At 36.2% G+C, this 15,923-nt stretch carries 16 protein-coding genes and 1 pseudogene; 6 read left to right on the forward strand and 11 right to left on the reverse strand.

Annotation, left to right across the window (positions count from 1 at the left end):
* Positions 1 to 874: 874 nt before the first annotated feature.
* The 3 genes from QNH24_RS16205 to nusB all read right to left on the reverse strand — a co-directional run bounded on the left by QNH24_RS16205 (position 875) and on the right by nusB (position 3,132).
* Positions 875 to 1,690, reverse strand: coding sequence for an undecaprenyl-diphosphate phosphatase (locus QNH24_RS16205; protein ID WP_283868590.1), 816 nt, complete (start codon positions 1,688 to 1,690; stop codon positions 875 to 877).
* Between the two features lie 161 nt (positions 1,691 to 1,851).
* Positions 1,852 to 2,718, reverse strand: coding sequence for a bifunctional methylenetetrahydrofolate dehydrogenase/methenyltetrahydrofolate cyclohydrolase FolD (gene folD / locus QNH24_RS16210; RefSeq protein ID WP_054771648.1), 867 nt, complete (start codon positions 2,716 to 2,718; stop codon positions 1,852 to 1,854).
* Positions 2,719 to 2,751: 33 nt separating this feature from the next.
* Complete coding sequence (gene nusB / locus QNH24_RS16215) at positions 2,752 to 3,132, reverse strand: transcription antitermination factor NusB (RefSeq protein WP_054771647.1); 381 nt, start codon at positions 3,130 to 3,132, stop codon at positions 2,752 to 2,754.
* A gap of 239 nt (positions 3,133 to 3,371) precedes the next feature.
* On the opposite strand from nusB, the gene QNH24_RS16220 reads away from it, so the two are divergent.
* The 3 genes from QNH24_RS16220 to QNH24_RS16230 all read left to right on the forward strand — a co-directional run bounded on the left by QNH24_RS16220 (position 3,372) and on the right by QNH24_RS16230 (position 5,753).
* Complete coding sequence (locus tag QNH24_RS16220) at positions 3,372 to 3,539, forward strand: DUF2197 domain-containing protein (RefSeq protein WP_283868591.1); 168 nt, start codon at positions 3,372 to 3,374, stop codon at positions 3,537 to 3,539.
* A gap of 16 nt (positions 3,540 to 3,555) precedes the next feature.
* Complete coding sequence (locus tag QNH24_RS16225; RefSeq protein WP_283868592.1) at positions 3,556 to 4,413, forward strand: MerR family transcriptional regulator; 858 nt, start codon at positions 3,556 to 3,558, stop codon at positions 4,411 to 4,413.
* 170 nt (positions 4,414 to 4,583) lie between these two features.
* Entirely contained in the window at positions 4,584 to 5,753 is a 1,170-nt protein-coding gene (locus QNH24_RS16230) for an MFS transporter (RefSeq protein WP_283868593.1), read from the forward strand.
* Positions 5,754 to 5,816: 63 nt separating this feature from the next.
* Here QNH24_RS16230 and QNH24_RS16235 read toward each other — a convergent pair whose 3' ends face one another.
* Positions 5,817 to 6,227: an Asp23/Gls24 family envelope stress response protein gene (locus QNH24_RS16235; protein ID WP_283868594.1), complete on the reverse strand. Its 411-nt coding sequence runs from the start codon at positions 6,225 to 6,227 to the stop codon at positions 5,817 to 5,819.
* Positions 6,228 to 6,629: 402 nt separating this feature from the next.
* Here QNH24_RS16235 and QNH24_RS16240 point away from each other — a divergent pair, with 402 nt between their 5' ends.
* Both QNH24_RS16240 and QNH24_RS16245 read left to right on the forward strand, forming a co-directional pair.
* Entirely contained in the window at positions 6,630 to 8,834 is a 2,205-nt protein-coding gene (locus QNH24_RS16240; RefSeq protein WP_283868595.1) for a hypothetical protein, read from the forward strand.
* A gap of 11 nt (positions 8,835 to 8,845) precedes the next feature.
* Positions 8,846 to 9,463, forward strand: a complete 618-nt coding sequence (locus QNH24_RS16245; protein WP_283868596.1) for a hypothetical protein — start codon at positions 8,846 to 8,848, stop codon at positions 9,461 to 9,463.
* Between the two features lie 351 nt (positions 9,464 to 9,814).
* Here QNH24_RS16245 and QNH24_RS16250 read toward each other — a convergent pair whose 3' ends face one another.
* Entirely contained in the window at positions 9,815 to 10,069 is a 255-nt protein-coding gene (locus QNH24_RS16250) for a hypothetical protein (RefSeq protein ID WP_283868597.1), read from the reverse strand.
* Between the two features lie 766 nt (positions 10,070 to 10,835).
* Here QNH24_RS16250 and QNH24_RS16255 point away from each other — a divergent pair.
* A complete protein-coding gene (locus QNH24_RS16255; protein WP_283868598.1) occupies positions 10,836 to 11,051 on the forward strand; it encodes a lipoprotein in 216 nt (71 codons plus the stop codon).
* Positions 11,052 to 11,435: 384 nt separating this feature from the next.
* Here the strand turns inward: QNH24_RS16255 and QNH24_RS16260 are convergent, their stop codons facing one another.
* From QNH24_RS16260 to accC, 6 genes and pseudogenes are all read right to left on the reverse strand, one after another.
* On the reverse strand, positions 11,436 to 11,636 hold the full coding sequence (locus tag QNH24_RS16260) for a hypothetical protein (protein ID WP_283868599.1): 201 nt from the start codon (positions 11,634 to 11,636) through the stop codon (positions 11,436 to 11,438).
* A 92-nt stretch (positions 11,637 to 11,728) separates the two neighbouring features.
* Positions 11,729 to 12,025, reverse strand: coding sequence for an ABC transporter permease (locus tag QNH24_RS26320; RefSeq protein ID WP_353051157.1), 297 nt, complete (start codon positions 12,023 to 12,025; stop codon positions 11,729 to 11,731).
* 144 nt (positions 12,026 to 12,169) lie between these two features.
* A pseudogene (locus QNH24_RS16265) lies at positions 12,170 to 12,304 on the reverse strand (helix-turn-helix domain-containing protein); the annotation flags it as partial.
* A 165-nt stretch (positions 12,305 to 12,469) separates the two neighbouring features.
* A complete protein-coding gene (locus QNH24_RS16270) occupies positions 12,470 to 13,978 on the reverse strand; it encodes a transglycosylase SLT domain-containing protein (RefSeq protein WP_283868601.1) in 1,509 nt (502 codons plus the stop codon).
* A 347-nt stretch (positions 13,979 to 14,325) separates the two neighbouring features.
* Positions 14,326 to 14,463, reverse strand: coding sequence for a hypothetical protein (locus QNH24_RS16275; RefSeq protein ID WP_283868602.1), 138 nt, complete (start codon positions 14,461 to 14,463; stop codon positions 14,326 to 14,328).
* Positions 14,464 to 14,554: 91 nt separating this feature from the next.
* The gene (gene accC / locus QNH24_RS16280; RefSeq protein ID WP_283868603.1) at positions 14,555 to 15,922 is read right to left on the reverse strand and encodes an acetyl-CoA carboxylase biotin carboxylase subunit; all 1,368 of its coding nucleotides are present in this window, start codon (positions 15,920 to 15,922) and stop codon (positions 14,555 to 14,557) included.
* Position 15,923 lies beyond the last annotated feature (1 nt).

The following is a 15,923-nucleotide window of genomic DNA, read 5'->3' on the forward strand; positions in this document are numbered from 1 at the left end:
TTAAATGTAAAAGCTTGTCACTCACTATGATTTAAAATAGATATAAGGGAGCGCTACAATGTTGATTTAAATTTTTTGCATATAAATCACTTTATTGACTTACATAAAATTTTTTTCATCAGCATAAAAGCCTTCCAACAAATAACTGTTAGAAGGCTTTATATTAATAAAATATTAATACATAGTGTTGAAAAACTAAATGGTCAAAGGATTCTTTGTGAACACTACTTAGTCAAATGAAGGTGATTTCCGTTCCAGGCTACTCGCTTTCCTGTGGGCGAGCGACGAGCCGCTTCCTGCGCTGACGCTCCGTGCAGGGTCTCGTCTGTCTCGCTATCCCACGGGAGTCGAGTAGCCTTGCACTCCAATCAGCAATAGTGTAGAACTTTAAATATTTTCTTCCCTTAAAAGTAAAATAAAAACATGTTACTCACCATCATTAAATAGATAGAATAGTGGTACAATTCTATAGCTGTTAACCTACATTCTATGCATAAAACTACTTTTTCATTTTACATAAAAAGCCACTTATTACTGTCGCTCTGCATTCACATAGAAAAATGTTATCAAAGCTCCATTTTTGCACAATATAGTGATGGCTAAGACTTCAAATTTATCACTATTAATTTGTGTGAAATGCCAGAAGAAAATACTATGAGCAGTGGTTGATTGGAGTGTAGACTGAGTGACTCCTCTGGGATTCAGCGTCACAGATGAGACCCTGGAGCGAGCAGCGCGAGTGAAGCGGCTCATCGGACGCCCCCAGGAAAGCACTCAGTAGGAACGGAGATCAACCCCTCGTTTTGAAAAAGGACTATACTTTTAATTTGTCACCTTGATTTCATTGACATAATAGTATTTCAACAACATGATATTAATAAAATATTAATAAGAGCGTACCTACAAGAAAACAATAATAAGTAAAGTAACTAAGCTTACCACTTTTCATAATACCCATAAACCAGCGCATTGCAAAATATGTCATCAATAATGTAGCAATAAATGTTGCTGCATATGGGATGGCTAATGTACCTTTATTGGGTTCATTTAAAAAATCTGTTATTCCAAGCACAACACCACCAAGGCTTATTGGAATATAAAGCATAAAGGAAAAGCGTAGGGCTGTATCCTGCTTCATTCCCACAGCAATAGCTGAAATAATCGTTGCTCCTGAACGACTAATGCCCGGTGTGAGTGCGACAGCTTGACCTAAGCCAACAATGATAGCATCTTTTACAGTCAAATCTGCATCCTTTTTTGTACCTCGCATATTGCGAATAAGCCAAAGGGCGATACCTGTTACAAACAGCATAATTGCAATTGTTGTCATGCTAACATTATCTGCAATAAAATCACTAAGTAACACACCTAAAACGCCTGCCGGAATCGTGCCAATTACGATATAAACGGCAAAACGAAAATCTGCCTTATAGCGCTTATCACCCGTTTTAAGATAAAGGAAAAAGTGTGAAATGAGCCGGACAATATCCTCACGATAGATGTAAACAATGGCCAGCAATGAAGCTGTATTTGTTAAAATAGCAAAAGTAAAGCCTTGCTCACCTAAACCAAGTATTTCACTTGCAATCATGACATGACCGCTCGACGACACTGGTATTGGCTCCGTGAAGCCTTGTACAAGTCCAATAATAATATGCTTGATAATCAGTATAATATCTAGGTTTTCCATAAAAACCTCCTTTTTAGTATGTATGTCTCAAACAGTATATTAGACGGTAAAAGCATGGCAAAAGTTCTCAAAATAAGCATAAATATAAATTAGGCTTATCAGCATAAGTAAAAACCATCTCAAAAATTTCGAGATGGTTTTAAATAATTAAATTATGCTCATTATAGTTTAACTTTATTTGCAAGCTTATTTTCAGCTGCTTGTACTGTGTTGAATAGTAACATTGTAATCGTCATTGGTCCCACACCGCCTGGTACAGGTGTAATATGTGATGCAATGCCATCGATTTCATTAAAGTTTACATCCCCACAAAGCTTGTTATTTTCGTCGCGATTAATACCAACATCAATCACAACAGCGCCTTCCTTTACATGCTCCTTCGTAATAAAGTTGGCACGTCCAACGGCAGCAATTAAAATATCTGCTTGCTTTGTGAATGAAGGTAAATCCGGTGTTTTTGAATGCGTATAAGTAACTGTTGCATCCTTTTGTAGCAAAAGTTGTCCCATCGGTTTACCAACGATATGACTACGACCAACGATGACAGCGTGTTTTCCTGCAATTTCGATTCCTGAATACTCAAGAAGCTTCATCACCCCGAATGGTGTGCATGGTAAAAATGTTTCTTGGCCAAGCATCATTTTCCCAACACTTACTGGTGAGAATCCATCAACGTCTTTATCCACAGCTATTGTGGCAATAACAGTATCCTCATCAATATGCTTTGGAAGTGGTAATTGTACTAAAATACCGTGAATATCTTCACGAGTATTTAAGCGTTCAATTTGTGCTAATAATTCTTCCTGTGTCGTTTCTTCAGGGAGCTTTATTAGCTCTGAAAACATACCCATTTCTTCACATGATTTTTGCTTATTTCTCACATATGTGGCAGAAGCTTGATTGTCCCCTACTAAAACAACCGCTAAGCCTGGCGTCAAACCTTGCTCTTTTAAGCTTACCACACGTTCTGCTATTGATTGACGAATAGCTTGACCAATTTCTTTACCATTAATAATTGCACTTGACATAAAACTTCGTTACTCCTTCCAATTCAACACATTTTATTGTTCTGTAAATTTAGAAAGTACGCCATTGACAAATTTTGACGATCCTTCATCGCCAAATGTTTTGCATAGCTCAATTGCTTCATTCAGTACTACTCTTTTTGGTGTTTCAGGCATGTATAAAAGCTCATATACAGCTAAGCGTAAAACTGTTCTCTCAATTTTGGGCAGACGGGCAAGTGACCACTTTTCAAGATGCTTCTCTAAAGTAGCATCAATTTCCTCCAAATGTTCAGCTGTTCCAGTAACAATCTTTTCATAGAAGACATTCGTTGGCTGACCTTTAATATGCTCCATGGCTTCTTCAATTGTTACGTCAGTATTGTCCAGCTGAAACAAAACTTGCAACGCTTTTTCGCGTGCCTCATGTCGTTTCATGTAAAGCTCTCCTTCTTAAGTGGCATTAAGGTTTATAATAGCATAAATTTGAACGAGAAACACGAATTCCAGCAAGTTTTCAATAATCTGAAACCTTTTTCAAGCAACTTTCTGCTTGTTTTAATGCATCTCAATGAAAAGTAAGGTACATGTAGAAAATGACCATCCATATTTCTTGTTCATTTAATAAGAATGTTATAATAAAGATACTTCTATTTCATCTTTGGAGGTGTCTTATTATGCATTATGAAGTGAAGTGTACAAGCTGTAAAATATCATTCAAATTATACGAAGGTGAGGAACAATACAAACAATTGAAGGAACGTAAATCCCGCTTATTTTACTGTGAGGATTGCAAGCATAAAATACGCTTTGATGCCATTCGAAACTTCTTTAGCTCTTACTAGTGGAGGCAATTCATTTATGAAAGAACATTATTATACAATTGGTGAGGTTGCTAAGCTCTCTAACTTATCTGTACAGACCTTGCGCTACTATGACCAAATTGATTTATTTAAACCTGCTCATATCGATACCCATACCAATTATCGTTATTATAAAGATAATCAGATTTTTTACTTAGATATTATTAAGTCGCTTAAATATATTGGCATTTCCCTTGAGGATATAAAAAGGGCGCTTGGCTTAACTTCGGAAGAATTGCTCGTTTTTTTAGAACAGCAGGAGCAGCGTATTGAACAAAAAATCGCGCGCTTAAATGAAGTGAAGTACACTTTGCTTAAAACAAAAAAACAAATGCAAGAACAAATCGATATTCCAATTTTCGGAGATGTTTATGTTCAGGTAGAAGAGGAAATGCCTATTTTACAAGTTACTACTACTGAGTTAACACCTACATCTAGCACGAATACGTATTATGCAACACTTACGAAAATAATTGAACGTGAAGGAAGTGTCTTAAATAGTCGCTATGGTTGTATTTTTCCGCTAGCACGCTATACAGATGTTCATTCTATTATTTATGACGCTATCTTTACACCGCTTTTAACGGAACGAACATTTTCTAAGCTTTCTCCAAATATCAAGCAAACAATAAAGCCAGCCGGTAAATATGTATGTATTGCCTTTATCTATCATCCTGATACATACTTTTCATATTATGAAAAACTAAGAGCTTACGTAGAGGCACAACAAGAAGCCTATGAATCAATCGTCTATGAGCTTTATATGCCTGCTTCCTTCACCTTTGAGTATGAGAAGAAATTCATCGTTGAATTAAAGGTTAGACAAAAAATTAATTGTGTAAAAAATTTAGTGTGAGCACCTGCATAACAACTCCCTCCTACTACCACACTTACCCAAAGTGAAATTGAAAAAAAGTAAACAAATCTTTTGACCCTATAGTTACTATAGGGTTTATTGTATTACTCATGGAAATATTCTAGTAGACTTTGTTCTCATGTATTGTGAAAGATTAAAGGAGAAAAAATATGGATAAGAAACAAATTTTAACGTTAACAATTTTATTATCGAATCTATTCATTGCCTTTTTAGGCATTGGTTTAGTTATTCCAGTGCTACCTACTATTATGAATGAGTTACATATTTCAGGCTCAGTTGTAGGTTACATGGTGGCAGCCTTTGCCATTACGCAACTTATTGTCTCACCTATTGCCGGTAAGCTAGTGGATAATATAGGCCGTAAAGTAATGATTGTGGTAGGTCTTTTTATTTTTGGGCTTTCCGAGCTATTGTTTGGGATTGGTCGCACGATAGAAATTCTCTTTATCTCACGTATGCTAGGGGGCGTGAGTGCTGCCTTCATCATGCCAGCAGTAACAGCCTATATCGCTGACATTACTACATTATCACAGCGTTCAAAAGCACTAGGCTATATGAGTGCGGCTATAAGTACAGGCTTTATCATTGGTCCAGGAATTGGTGGATTTTTAGCTGAGTTCGGTACGCGTATACCGTTTTATGCTGCTGGTATACTTGGTTTTGTAGCGGCAATTCTGTCATTGATTTTGTTAAAAGAACCGACACGTTCTTTAGACGACCAAGAAGCTGCACCATCTATTTTAGGCAGTGTAAGACGAGTAATTAGTCCGCTGTATTTCATACCATTTGTGCTAATTTTCGTGCTTTCCTTTGGTCTAGCGGCATTTGAATCGCTCTTTAGTTTATTTGTAGATCATAAATTTTCATTTACACCTTCAGATATCGCAATTATCATTACTGGGAGCGGGATAGTTGGTGCCCTTGCACAACTATTATTATTCGATTGGCTGACGAAAAAAATGGGTGAAATTAATGTTATTCGTTATTCACTCATCCTCTCTGCTGCTCTTACTTTTGCGATGACCGTTGTAAGTCATTATTTTGCAATCTTATTTGTAACATTCTTCATTTTCGTAGGCTTTGATTTAATACGTCCTGCCGCTACCTCTTATTTATCCAAAATTGCCGGAAACGAGCAAGGTTTTGTGGGTGGTATGAACTCCATGTTCACAAGCCTTGGAAATATATTTGGACCCATTTTAGGTGGCATCTTGTTTGATATTAATTTAAACTACCCCTACTATTTTGCAACAATCGTATTAACCCTTGGCGTTATCCTTGCTTTATTTTGGAGAAAGCCAAAGCATATTGAGCTATAATGTATTGCTAAAACATTTCCTATTTAAAAGAAAAGGGCTGCCACTCTCGGCAACCCTTTTTTGCTATTCGTGTACAGCAACCTCTTCTTTTTCAAAGTGAATGCCAGTAATGTGTACATTCACCTCTGCTGTTTCAAGTGCAGTCATATTAAAAATTGCCTGACGAATTTGACTTTGTACTTCCTTTGCTACCTTTGGAATAGCATGGCCATATTTCACAGAACAAAATACATCAATGGCAATTTCACCTGTTTCCGTCACACCCGATTTAATGCCTTTATTGTGCACTTTTTTACCGAAGCGCTCAACAACACCCGTTGCAATATTACCACGAGTTGAAGCAATGCCTTCAACCTCATTTACTGCGATTCCAGCCACAACTTCGATTACTTCCGCTGCTACTTCAATTTTCCCAAGTTCTTCTTTTCCAGAAGGTGTTGGTTGTACGAAAGATTGTCCTACTTTCTCAGCCATACAAATATCATCCTTTCCCTAACACATCACAAACCAATGCTGTTCTTACGCTTATTATACTATAAAAAGGAAGGTTTGGCTGTCGAAAGCCGCTTTAGCCGATAAATTAAAAATGTTGGGCGATAAAACTTAATTTTTTTCGATAACTATAAAAATTCTATCGATAACATCAAATTACTTCTCTATAAAATAAAAAGAAAGACATCTTTGAGTATTTCTTCACTTTAAAAGTAGGAAGTCTATAAATGCAGACGGAAAAACCACCTAAATACCAATCCCTAATAATGAAGAATTTTAACTAATAAAGATTTTTTTAGGTAGGATGTTATATCGAAGAGGCTCACCTCATATAGTGGTTTGGTGAAAGCTTTGCTATCACAATTAAGTATAGGGGGAAGTACAGTGGAAAATGAACAAAATAGGTTATTGACAGCAACAGATTTACAAGATGGGGACAATACTCAAAGCTTTGCAGACAAGCTATATGAACAGATTACTTCCGTTATTGGTGGCAGTAATGCAAATCAATTTTTTTGTATGAGCCTTCCCGGGACGTTAATTAGTGCCTCGCAGTATGCCTATGACATTGACAATAACGAGCCGAAGCCTGCCTTTGTTAGAGCCAATGAATCAAAGCTTGTCAATAAATTATTTGATGCCTGTCAGATGACAGCCTCTGATAATGGGCGTCACTTATCAACCCAGTATAAAACCGCACTGGATATGCTTACGCCTAAATTAAATAGTAAGCTTTTTGAGGCAAAAAACAAACTGCGAGAAGTACTAATGACGCCATATCCTTATAATTTTGGTGATGGCAAGCAGGATGTACTTACGCTTGAACAAGTATTCTACCGATTGTATAGCGATTATGTAGAGGCAAAGCAAGCATGGGCTGAAAAGCAGGTGGCAAAGAAAAATGAGCTTGCGAAAAAGTACCCAGAGCAGACAGCCGAAGATTACAAGCAACGTAATAATGAATTTTTAGATTGGTATGAAATAACAGCAGAGGCAGAAGTACTTGGAGTAGAGGAAAAACTCGGTAAAGTATTGAGTGTCTTTTCCCCAGGTGATATGGAAATTATTAATGGTATTTTAGATAGTGGTGTAGGGCGTGAGATTGCTGAGGCTCGTTCTACAATTGCCAATGTAGGAAAGATGAATCCTGATGGTGGACATGTTTATCCTGTACAGCTTTATCCAGAGAATTGGTTTACATTATTGAATACCTCCTTTACATCTGTTGACTTACTTGAAAGTCCTGCAGCATTAGCACAGCAGTTGGCCCTATTAGTAGCTCAACGTAGCAATATTACAAGTAATATTAACTCATTTTTAGCAATTATCCCAGATGAAACAGAGGTACAAGCATTAAAAGAGGCTTATGAAAAAAGTGATACAGCGTTTAAAGCGTCTCTTGAAGCATTGCAGAAAACGTATGCTAATACAACACTTGATATGTTAAAAACATTGGTCGATATAATGGCTTCCCAAGGATTACAGGAAGTCACAACCGTCTTACCTTCAACAGTTATGCGCATTTTTGGCGTTGAAAATGACAAAGTAAAAGATCTGCTTGACAAACTTAGTGCTAACTTTAAGGACTGTTTAACTGCACAAAATGATTTAATTGACAAGGCACAAAAGGCAACAAGCGCTGCGATGCAATATTTCGAAAAGAACAATAAGCTTCAATTCAAATCCATGCTTTCTCCATTACAGCAGCAGCTTGACAATACAAATCAAGATATTGAGGCATTAAAAGAGAAAATAAGACTTGCCACTGTTTTACAATCTTCCAAGGAGGCCAATAAGCAAGAGGATGAAAATGAAGTTGCACCAAATCATGTACCAGAAAACTTTACACAAATTATTCTCACATCAAGCTTAAAAGAAGCGAATCAAGCTTCCTCTTCCTATGCTTCAGCCTCTTCCTCTAACTACGGTGTATCCTTTTTCTTTGGAGGCTATTCCAGTAGCTCTAGTCATAAGGAAGCAATCAGTAATGCATTCGCTAGTAGCTCAGAGATGTCGATCCAAATTGGCCTATCTGTGGCAAAGGTACAAATTGGACGAGAATGGTTTAATCCTGGAGTCTTTTTATTGACAGAGGATATGTATAATACATCAAGCAAATCCATTGCGCCATCGAAAGATTATCAAGATTTTTCAAAGGATCGCTTTAAGGAAATGAATCAATGTGTTTTCCCATGCTTCCCTACGGCATTTGTTATTGCGCGAGATGTCACTATTAAATTTACTTCTGCAACCGCAATATCAAATTCATTTGCACAAAGTGTTGAGGATCATTCAGCAAGTGGCGGAGGCTTCTTTATTTTCGGTGGAAGCAGGTCTTCTTCCTCATCCTCAGCCCAAAGTAATTCCAGTGTGCAATCCTCTGCTAATAGCGTAACGGTGCGCTTTACGAACCCACAAATTTTAGGCTATTATCTTGAAGCAACACCAGCAGATAAAAGTGTCAGCATTAACAATACAGAGGCAAGCAGTAATACTGATTTCATCTCTATTTTTGAGTTCGTCACGAAATTCCAAGAAATGTTAGATGATTACAATAAAAAATATAATAAACAGACTTTAAACTTATAGGAGGAATGAGAATGTTTGCTAATATGCCAACGACAGTAGATGGTGCTAAATTGCAATTAACACAGGAGCAGGAAGCGAAATTCCGAGTAGTTTATCGTAAAACACAGGATGAGCAAGGAGCTTATTTTGCTGATTTATGGAACCCAGAGATCGACTATACAGATGAATTTATCATTGTCCCTTTAAGATCGGTATATGATGGTGTAACAGATCCTCTTGCTATCGGCACAAAGTTTGCTAATGTGGAGGGTAGTACAGATGATCCGAAGCATGGAGAGAAATCTTGGATTCAATTGCTGCTAAAGTATTTGCCAGCAGGTGATGTGGATTCTTGCTGTGCGGAGCATAATAAAATTTATGTAGGAGATTCACAAGATGAAAGTGATGATAAAACAAAGAAATTTTCCTGTGGTGGCACATTAGTAGGCGGTCATGTGATTTTACAAGCAACCAACTCAAGTACAGTTGATGAAGGTAGTAATGTACACCTATTACCGATTTGTAATTCGCATAATACATTTCGCTATTCAGGTAGGACTGGTGCAGGCTACTATATGAAATTAGCGCGCCAAATGAAAGCAGTAAAATTAAAATCGTATTTTCAACTATCTGCATTAGTAGAGGAATAATCATAATGTTTGGATACGGCTGATACAAAGGCGTATCCAATAATAAAAAGTGAATTATAACATAAAAGACCTCCTAGCTACTAAAGGTTAGGAGGTTTGACAGTTAAGAATGCTAACTTACTTTTTTTCTGCTACAACCAATACTGTATTTTTTTCAAGGAACTTATATTACTTAATTTCCAATGCATTAACCTTACAAATAGAGCCATCTCAGAACGCTATTGGATACTCCCCTCTCCTCCCTTCCATAATTGACAGTCGCCAAAGGAATCGAAGAAATTCTCATAATAAAATGGAATGCGACATGTTCCCTTCCTACTATATTTTTTGTTTTGCACTTCTACTTTTAATCTACATTTTTATGAAATTAGCCATTACCCCTCTTTTCCTTTTTTCCAAAAACCAAAAGACTACTGTCAACATTAATAAAAATACAGGAATCAAACCAATATACTTCCAAGCATTGTTTGCTCCAAAAAAATAATAGGAGGCAACTGGCATCGATGAAATTGTACTTATAAGCATATAAACCCACGAAAGCTTAACTACTCCTAGAACGAAGGCAAAAATTACGATAACAAAGGAAACGCTCCAAAGTATTAGCATTCACATCCTCCTTTCACTATTTAACGTAAGCTAAATGGAAAAAACCCCTATAATTTTACACAAAATATTTCATTATTTGTTCCGAAATCTCATCCTGAGCACATTTTCTTGATCACCTGTTATGCTTGCCTAAAAAACACTAAATAATGGGGCATTTATTGGCTACTGTAATTGTGAATCTCAACGTTTATATATTACCACTTAGACTTTATAATGTTACAATTATTTGTAGATAAAATTTTCAGCTAGTAAGGAAAAAGGCAGTTCTTTAAATGGAGATAGGGAGAAAATTTATGAAGATTATATTATTTAAATTATTTATAGTAGTAACGTTTATCTATTGTTGTGGATATATTATATTCGATTTCCCTTCCGATACATTTGTTATGCGTGCGGTTAAAGGTGTAATGTCGATGGTTTTTTCTTGTAGTCTACTGTTCTTTTTAATTAAAATTCTTGATAAGAAACAGAAAAAAGAGCTGAAAGAATAATGATTTTGGCTAATTATTTCCTTTTCTAAATCAAAACCTTAGCCATCACATGCCATTTTAGAGTTTGTGCATGAAAACACAAAGTCCTTTTGTTTATGCTCTATAATTTTACAGGAACATTCCGAAAGCTTCATATAAAGCGCTATAGCAACTGTTAGTAACGGTGAATCTCATTCATTTCATTTTTACCCTTATTTTACCAATATATAATTTTCTATGTTACAATCTTATTGGTGACATTTTCAGTTAGATGAGGGGAGGCAGATGAAAATACATTGAAAAAAATTTTTTTAGTGTTTTTGTCAGTAATTTTATTAACATCATGTAATTCATCAACGTTAAGTATTAGTGAAATTGAGATTGTTCCAGATAAAGTGCAAAAGGTAATTGATGATAAATATACGCTTCAAAAAATCAATGTAGTAGATAAGAATATTTCCTATATCGTTTTTCGCTCAAAAGGAAAAGTTACAACAGATCTTGAAGCGTAAGGTGACACATTAATAGTAAAATTAGATGTTACGAATCAACAAGATAATGCAATAACACAGCATGTCTATAAATTAACGTTAGACCCTGATATTGATACCATTGATATTCACATCAATGGTAAATCTACAACTATTGATAATTTAATAGGGATATAAGATGGTAAAAAAGATATTAATTTACAAAGGCTTCATGATAGGACTTGTGCATATGATTTGACTCATTTACACAAGCCCTTCGTTTTGCTCTCTTCAGTAACAGTGATCACAGGTAATTCACTTGACTGAAAAGGGCTTCATATTTCATTTTATTAATTCGGTAATAATTATTAATATACAAATTCCCTCGGCGGATTGATGAGATAAGCTTTTCCAATCTTTCCATTTCTAATTATATAAATCACTGGTAATCATCTTTTTCACAGTTACGATTGTAAAACTTAATCCTACTAAGCCTAATAAAATAGCTACAATTGGAAGTGATATTAATCCTGCTGTTTGCCCTTGTGAGTTTGAGACAGTTGCTGTAATAATAATTGCTGTGACAATTGTAGCTATTATTGAATTTCTCCATATACCGACAGTCAAAGGAATCATTCCCCAAAAAATTGCGGAAAGAATTATCATCATTTGAATAGCCAAATTTTCGAAATGATAAGTTATATAGGACATTTGTTTACTTAATAAAAAATACTTATATGTTGAAAGATGCTAGATAATATGTAGAAAGCAAACATACTTCCAAAGATTACAGCAATTTTTGCATAGATAAGTTTTGCCCGATCAATTGGATATCTAAAAAGTAAAGCGATTGTCCTATTCTGGTATTCTTCAATTATAATTTTTGCGATTAGAACTCCCTGCCAAATGATAAAAACAGCCCTTAACAGCATACCGGCAACTGCAATTGTGCTAAGTTTTATTTCGGGAAAGCAACACTTTACTAGATTTTGTTGTACCAGCCAGAATAAGTCCAGTTGCTACAACAGTATTAGTCGTCACGCTAATTTTTCGTATAGATTCTGAGCGTGCACATTTCAAGGCTGTTTCCGCTACTCCTACGCTCCCTTCTAATAATTTTTCACATAAATGAATGGTTGTATTAAGCATTATTTTCCGGTGTGGTATTTTATTTCTCTGGAAATCGTAGAAGGTTGACGATTTAAGAGTTTCGCTATTTTACGAATCGGATAATCAAGTTCTAGGTATGTTTCTATTTTTACACGTTCTGATATGGTAAGATGGGTATAGCTCATAACGATTCCTCCGTTTGAATGTTTGTGTGGTAACTACATTCTACACGAGGTCGTTATGGGCTTCCTTTATATTGACTTCTGGGTGTTGCACTTAATATTACAATCCGTCAACATAAAAAAGAAAAGATGACTTTTATAGTCACCTTTTCACTTGTAAGTAGCAATTTAGTTATTGAATTTTTGTTCGTAACGGTGGAAGAATGCCACTGTGTGCGCTCTTGCTAGAGAATCATTTGGTTTAAACTCTTCATTTGTTTTAGTAGTTGTTAAACCATTATCACGAAGGAATTTAATAGCTTCTGACTGAGATACAGTCTTACCATAATGCATTGAAGCTAAGATACGAGCGAAGTTACCCCGTGTGATATCCTTACCTGCAATGGCTTGTTTGGATGCTGTGTTTGCACCTAGAACTGGTAGAGAGTATTTTGTAGCCAGTTGGTAGTTTTTGTCTCCATACCATGAAGTATTAGCTATCGTTGAAGCTAGTTCTGATGGTTTGAAGTAACGAAATAGGATAGATAACATTTGGTTTTCCGTTAAGTTATTGTACGGTTTAAGTAAGTTTTCGTACTTACCTGTTGATGGGTTTTTCACGTTTGGGTCTCCACTGATGATACCGATGTTGACTGCCCACTTAAAATCCTCAGCCCAGTATTGGTTTGCATTGTAATCAGCAAACTTTGATACATCAACGTTACCCGTTGTTGGCGGTGTTACCGGAGGTGTTGGCGTTGAAGCTGAGTAGTTTAAATAACTTGATGCTACATACCCCTCTGTCCCGTCACTTCTTTTCACAGGATACCAAACAAAATGGTTTTTCTTCGTTGATACTTTTTCATATTCAAAAGGACCCGTAATGGTAACAATTTCGCCTTCACGTAAAGTACTAAAAGGACTATCCATAGAAGGTCTTGTCCTAAATTTTACATTAGTAGTTGTTGCACTAACTTTTTGATTTGTTTCAAAAAAATACTTTGATTTTGTTAATGGTAAATCAAAAGGATAGTTCATCGCTGAAAATTTAATATTTTCCCTGCTGTTAGAGTCATATTGAAAATGTTCGCGTAAAAAAGGAAGTTCTGTTAAGTGTATTAATTCCATTTTATCAATAATTTGCAGAATTCTTTCTTGATAGGCATTTGCATTTCTTTCACCAGTTGCTTGGACAATTGGACTATTTACTGGCTTAGTACCGTTATAAGCCATGATAGCGAAGTACCAATGTTCCAGTACATCTCTTTCCCCACCGTTGATGCTAGGTAAATCCTTCCGCTTAAACATATCATCTAGAGTCTTTACACCAGCTTGAATATTATAGACAATATCGCTTTTTAGTCTATCTTGATTGTAGCCAGCTTGATTTGTAATTTGCATAATGCCAATTCCATTATCAGCTGTCACAATCGCTTCACCATTACTACCGAAATGACGCCAATTTCCACTTTCACCTTCTGCTATTGCCTTCACAATTTCAGGAGGAACATCATAACTCAGTGCTGTTTCGGTTAACAAACAGTTCATTGTGGAATAATCAGGGTTTTTTTTCGATGCCGAATCATACTCACATGTATTTTCAATATTATTAGCTAATACATTTTTATCTATATTTATAGATAGAGAGATGGCACCAATGGCAATAACACTAATCAATGGTTTCAATATCTTTTTCATATCTGATTATTACACTTCCTTTCATATTTTCTAAAGTTAAAAGATTCCATATATATGTTATCATAAACCCAATATTTGAGATAGGGGTAATAGTCAATGTTTCTATCATTTAACAGGATTGAGTGATAAATGATAGCTCTAACATATATTGTTTAATTTTAATTCGGTGAAAAGGTTGTAGATAGTTGTTGGATTTTTACTTTTTTGTGAAATAGGTAAGCTTCCTAAAGTCCATTGTAACAAGCCCCAGCCAAATCCACCACTGTTGTTTCTATCGACGTTCATTTGCTTCAAAATCTTGCACTATATATAATAGAGGTTAAATAGACCTACTACTCTATTATTCCCTAATGAGCGCTAATGCGATTGCCTTTTAATCGAACAGAATTAACATCTACCACAATGGATGGCGCTATAATAAGTGGCTCGTCATGCTCATTCTTAGCCAAATCAAATATCCCTGTTCTATGCATATTTTTGGACATAAAAAAACCTCCAACCTAAATAAATTTAGTTAGAGGTAAAAAATTTCGGATATTCCTATTTGTTTTATTCCAAGTTTTATTCCCTAAACGCTTACTTCGCTTTTTCAGCTACACCCAATACATCATTCTCTTCAAGGAACTTCGTATTGAATTGTGCTGATTTGAAGACGTCGTTGTTCATTAGTGCTTGGTGGAATGGAATTGTTGTATTGATCCCAGGACCAGATACTTCAAATTCGCTTAGCGCACGGTTCATTTTTGCAATTGCTTCTTCACGTGTGTTCGCATGAACAATTAATTTTGCCACCATTGAATCATAATAAGGTGGGATTGTGTAGCCTGCATATACTGCAGAGTCAATACGTACACCATAGCCACCTGGCGTTACATACGTATCGACAGTACCAGCTGAAGGCATGAAGTTTTTATAAGCATTTTCTGCATTAATACGGCATTCAATTGCCCAACCACTTAATTTTATATCATCTTGCGTGAAAGGAAGTTTTTCACCAGATGCGATTTTTAGTTGTTGTTGTACAAGATCTACACCAGAAATCATTTCTGTTACTGGGTGCTCAACTTGAATACGAGTATTCATTTCCATAAAGTAGAATTTATCTTCTTGGTAGTCATAAATAAACTCGATTGTTCCAGCGCCTTCATAGTTACAAGCTTGTGCTGCTTTAACAGCAGCTGCTCCCATTTCAGCACGACGTTCAGAAGATAGAGCTGGAGATGGAGCTTCCTCTACTAATTTCTGCATACGACGTTGAACTGTACAGTCACGTTCACCTAAGTGTACAACATTCCCATGGCCATCTGCTAATACTTGGATTTCACAGTGACGGAAGTACTCGATGAATTTTTCTAAATATACGCCAGGGTTACCGAATGCTGCAGCAGCCTCTTTTTGCGTAATTTCGATGCCTTTTACAAGATCTTCTTCTGTACGAGCTACACGGATTCCTTTACCGCCACCACCAGCAGTTGCTTTGATGATCACTGGGTAACCGATTTTTGCAGCCCATTCTTTACCTGTTTCGATATCCGGAACAATACCAGTACCTGGAACAAGTGGAACACCTGCTGCCTCCATCGTAGTTCGAGCAACGTCTTTAATACCCATAATTTTAATGGAATCAGATGAAGGACCAATAAATTTAATGCCAGCATTTTCACAGGCTTCAGCAAAGTCAGCGTTTTCAGATACAAAGCCGTATCCTGGGTGAATACCATCAGCACCCGTTTTTTCTGCTACGCTCAGTAAAGCTGGGAAGCTAAGATAAGAATCTTTGGATAGCTTTGGCCCGATGCAATATGCTTCGTCTGCTAATTTCACATGTAATGCGTCTGCGTCTGCTTCAGAGTATACGGCAACAGATTGAATGCCTAACTCTTTACAAGCACGAATGATACGCACAGCGATTTCGCCGCGGTTTGCAATTAAAACTTTTTTCATG

Origin of the sequence: Lysinibacillus pakistanensis (assembly GCF_030123245.1) — a bacterium.
Classification (GTDB): Bacteria; Bacillota; Bacilli; order Bacillales_A; family Planococcaceae; genus Lysinibacillus; species Lysinibacillus pakistanensis.

Coding starts and splice junctions, on each gene's coding strand:
- QNH24_RS16205 (WP_283868590.1), bottom strand. CDS start 1,690: ATGGAAAACCTAGATATTATACTGATTATCAAGCATATTATTATTGGA.
- folD (WP_054771648.1), bottom strand. CDS start 2,718: ATGTCAAGTGCAATTATTAATGGTAAAGAAATTGGTCAAGCTATTCGT.
- nusB (WP_054771647.1), bottom strand. CDS start 3,132: ATGAAACGACATGAGGCACGCGAAAAAGCGTTGCAAGTTTTGTTTCAG.
- QNH24_RS16220 (WP_283868591.1), top strand. CDS start 3,372: ATGCATTATGAAGTGAAGTGTACAAGCTGTAAAATATCATTCAAATTA.
- QNH24_RS16225 (WP_283868592.1), top strand. CDS start 3,556: ATGAAAGAACATTATTATACAATTGGTGAGGTTGCTAAGCTCTCTAAC.
- QNH24_RS16230 (WP_283868593.1), top strand. CDS start 4,584: ATGGATAAGAAACAAATTTTAACGTTAACAATTTTATTATCGAATCTA.
- QNH24_RS16235 (WP_283868594.1), bottom strand. CDS start 6,227: ATGGCTGAGAAAGTAGGACAATCTTTCGTACAACCAACACCTTCTGGA.
- QNH24_RS16245 (WP_283868596.1), top strand. CDS start 8,846: ATGTTTGCTAATATGCCAACGACAGTAGATGGTGCTAAATTGCAATTA.
- QNH24_RS16250 (WP_283868597.1), bottom strand. CDS start 10,069: ATGCTAATACTTTGGAGCGTTTCCTTTGTTATCGTAATTTTTGCCTTC.
- QNH24_RS16270 (WP_283868601.1), bottom strand. CDS start 13,978: ATGAAAAAGATATTGAAACCATTGATTAGTGTTATTGCCATTGGTGCC.
- QNH24_RS16275 (WP_283868602.1), bottom strand. CDS start 14,463: ATGTCCAAAAATATGCATAGAACAGGGATATTTGATTTGGCTAAGAAT.
- accC (WP_283868603.1), bottom strand. CDS start 15,922: ATGAAAAAAGTTTTAATTGCAAACCGCGGCGAAATCGCTGTGCGTATC.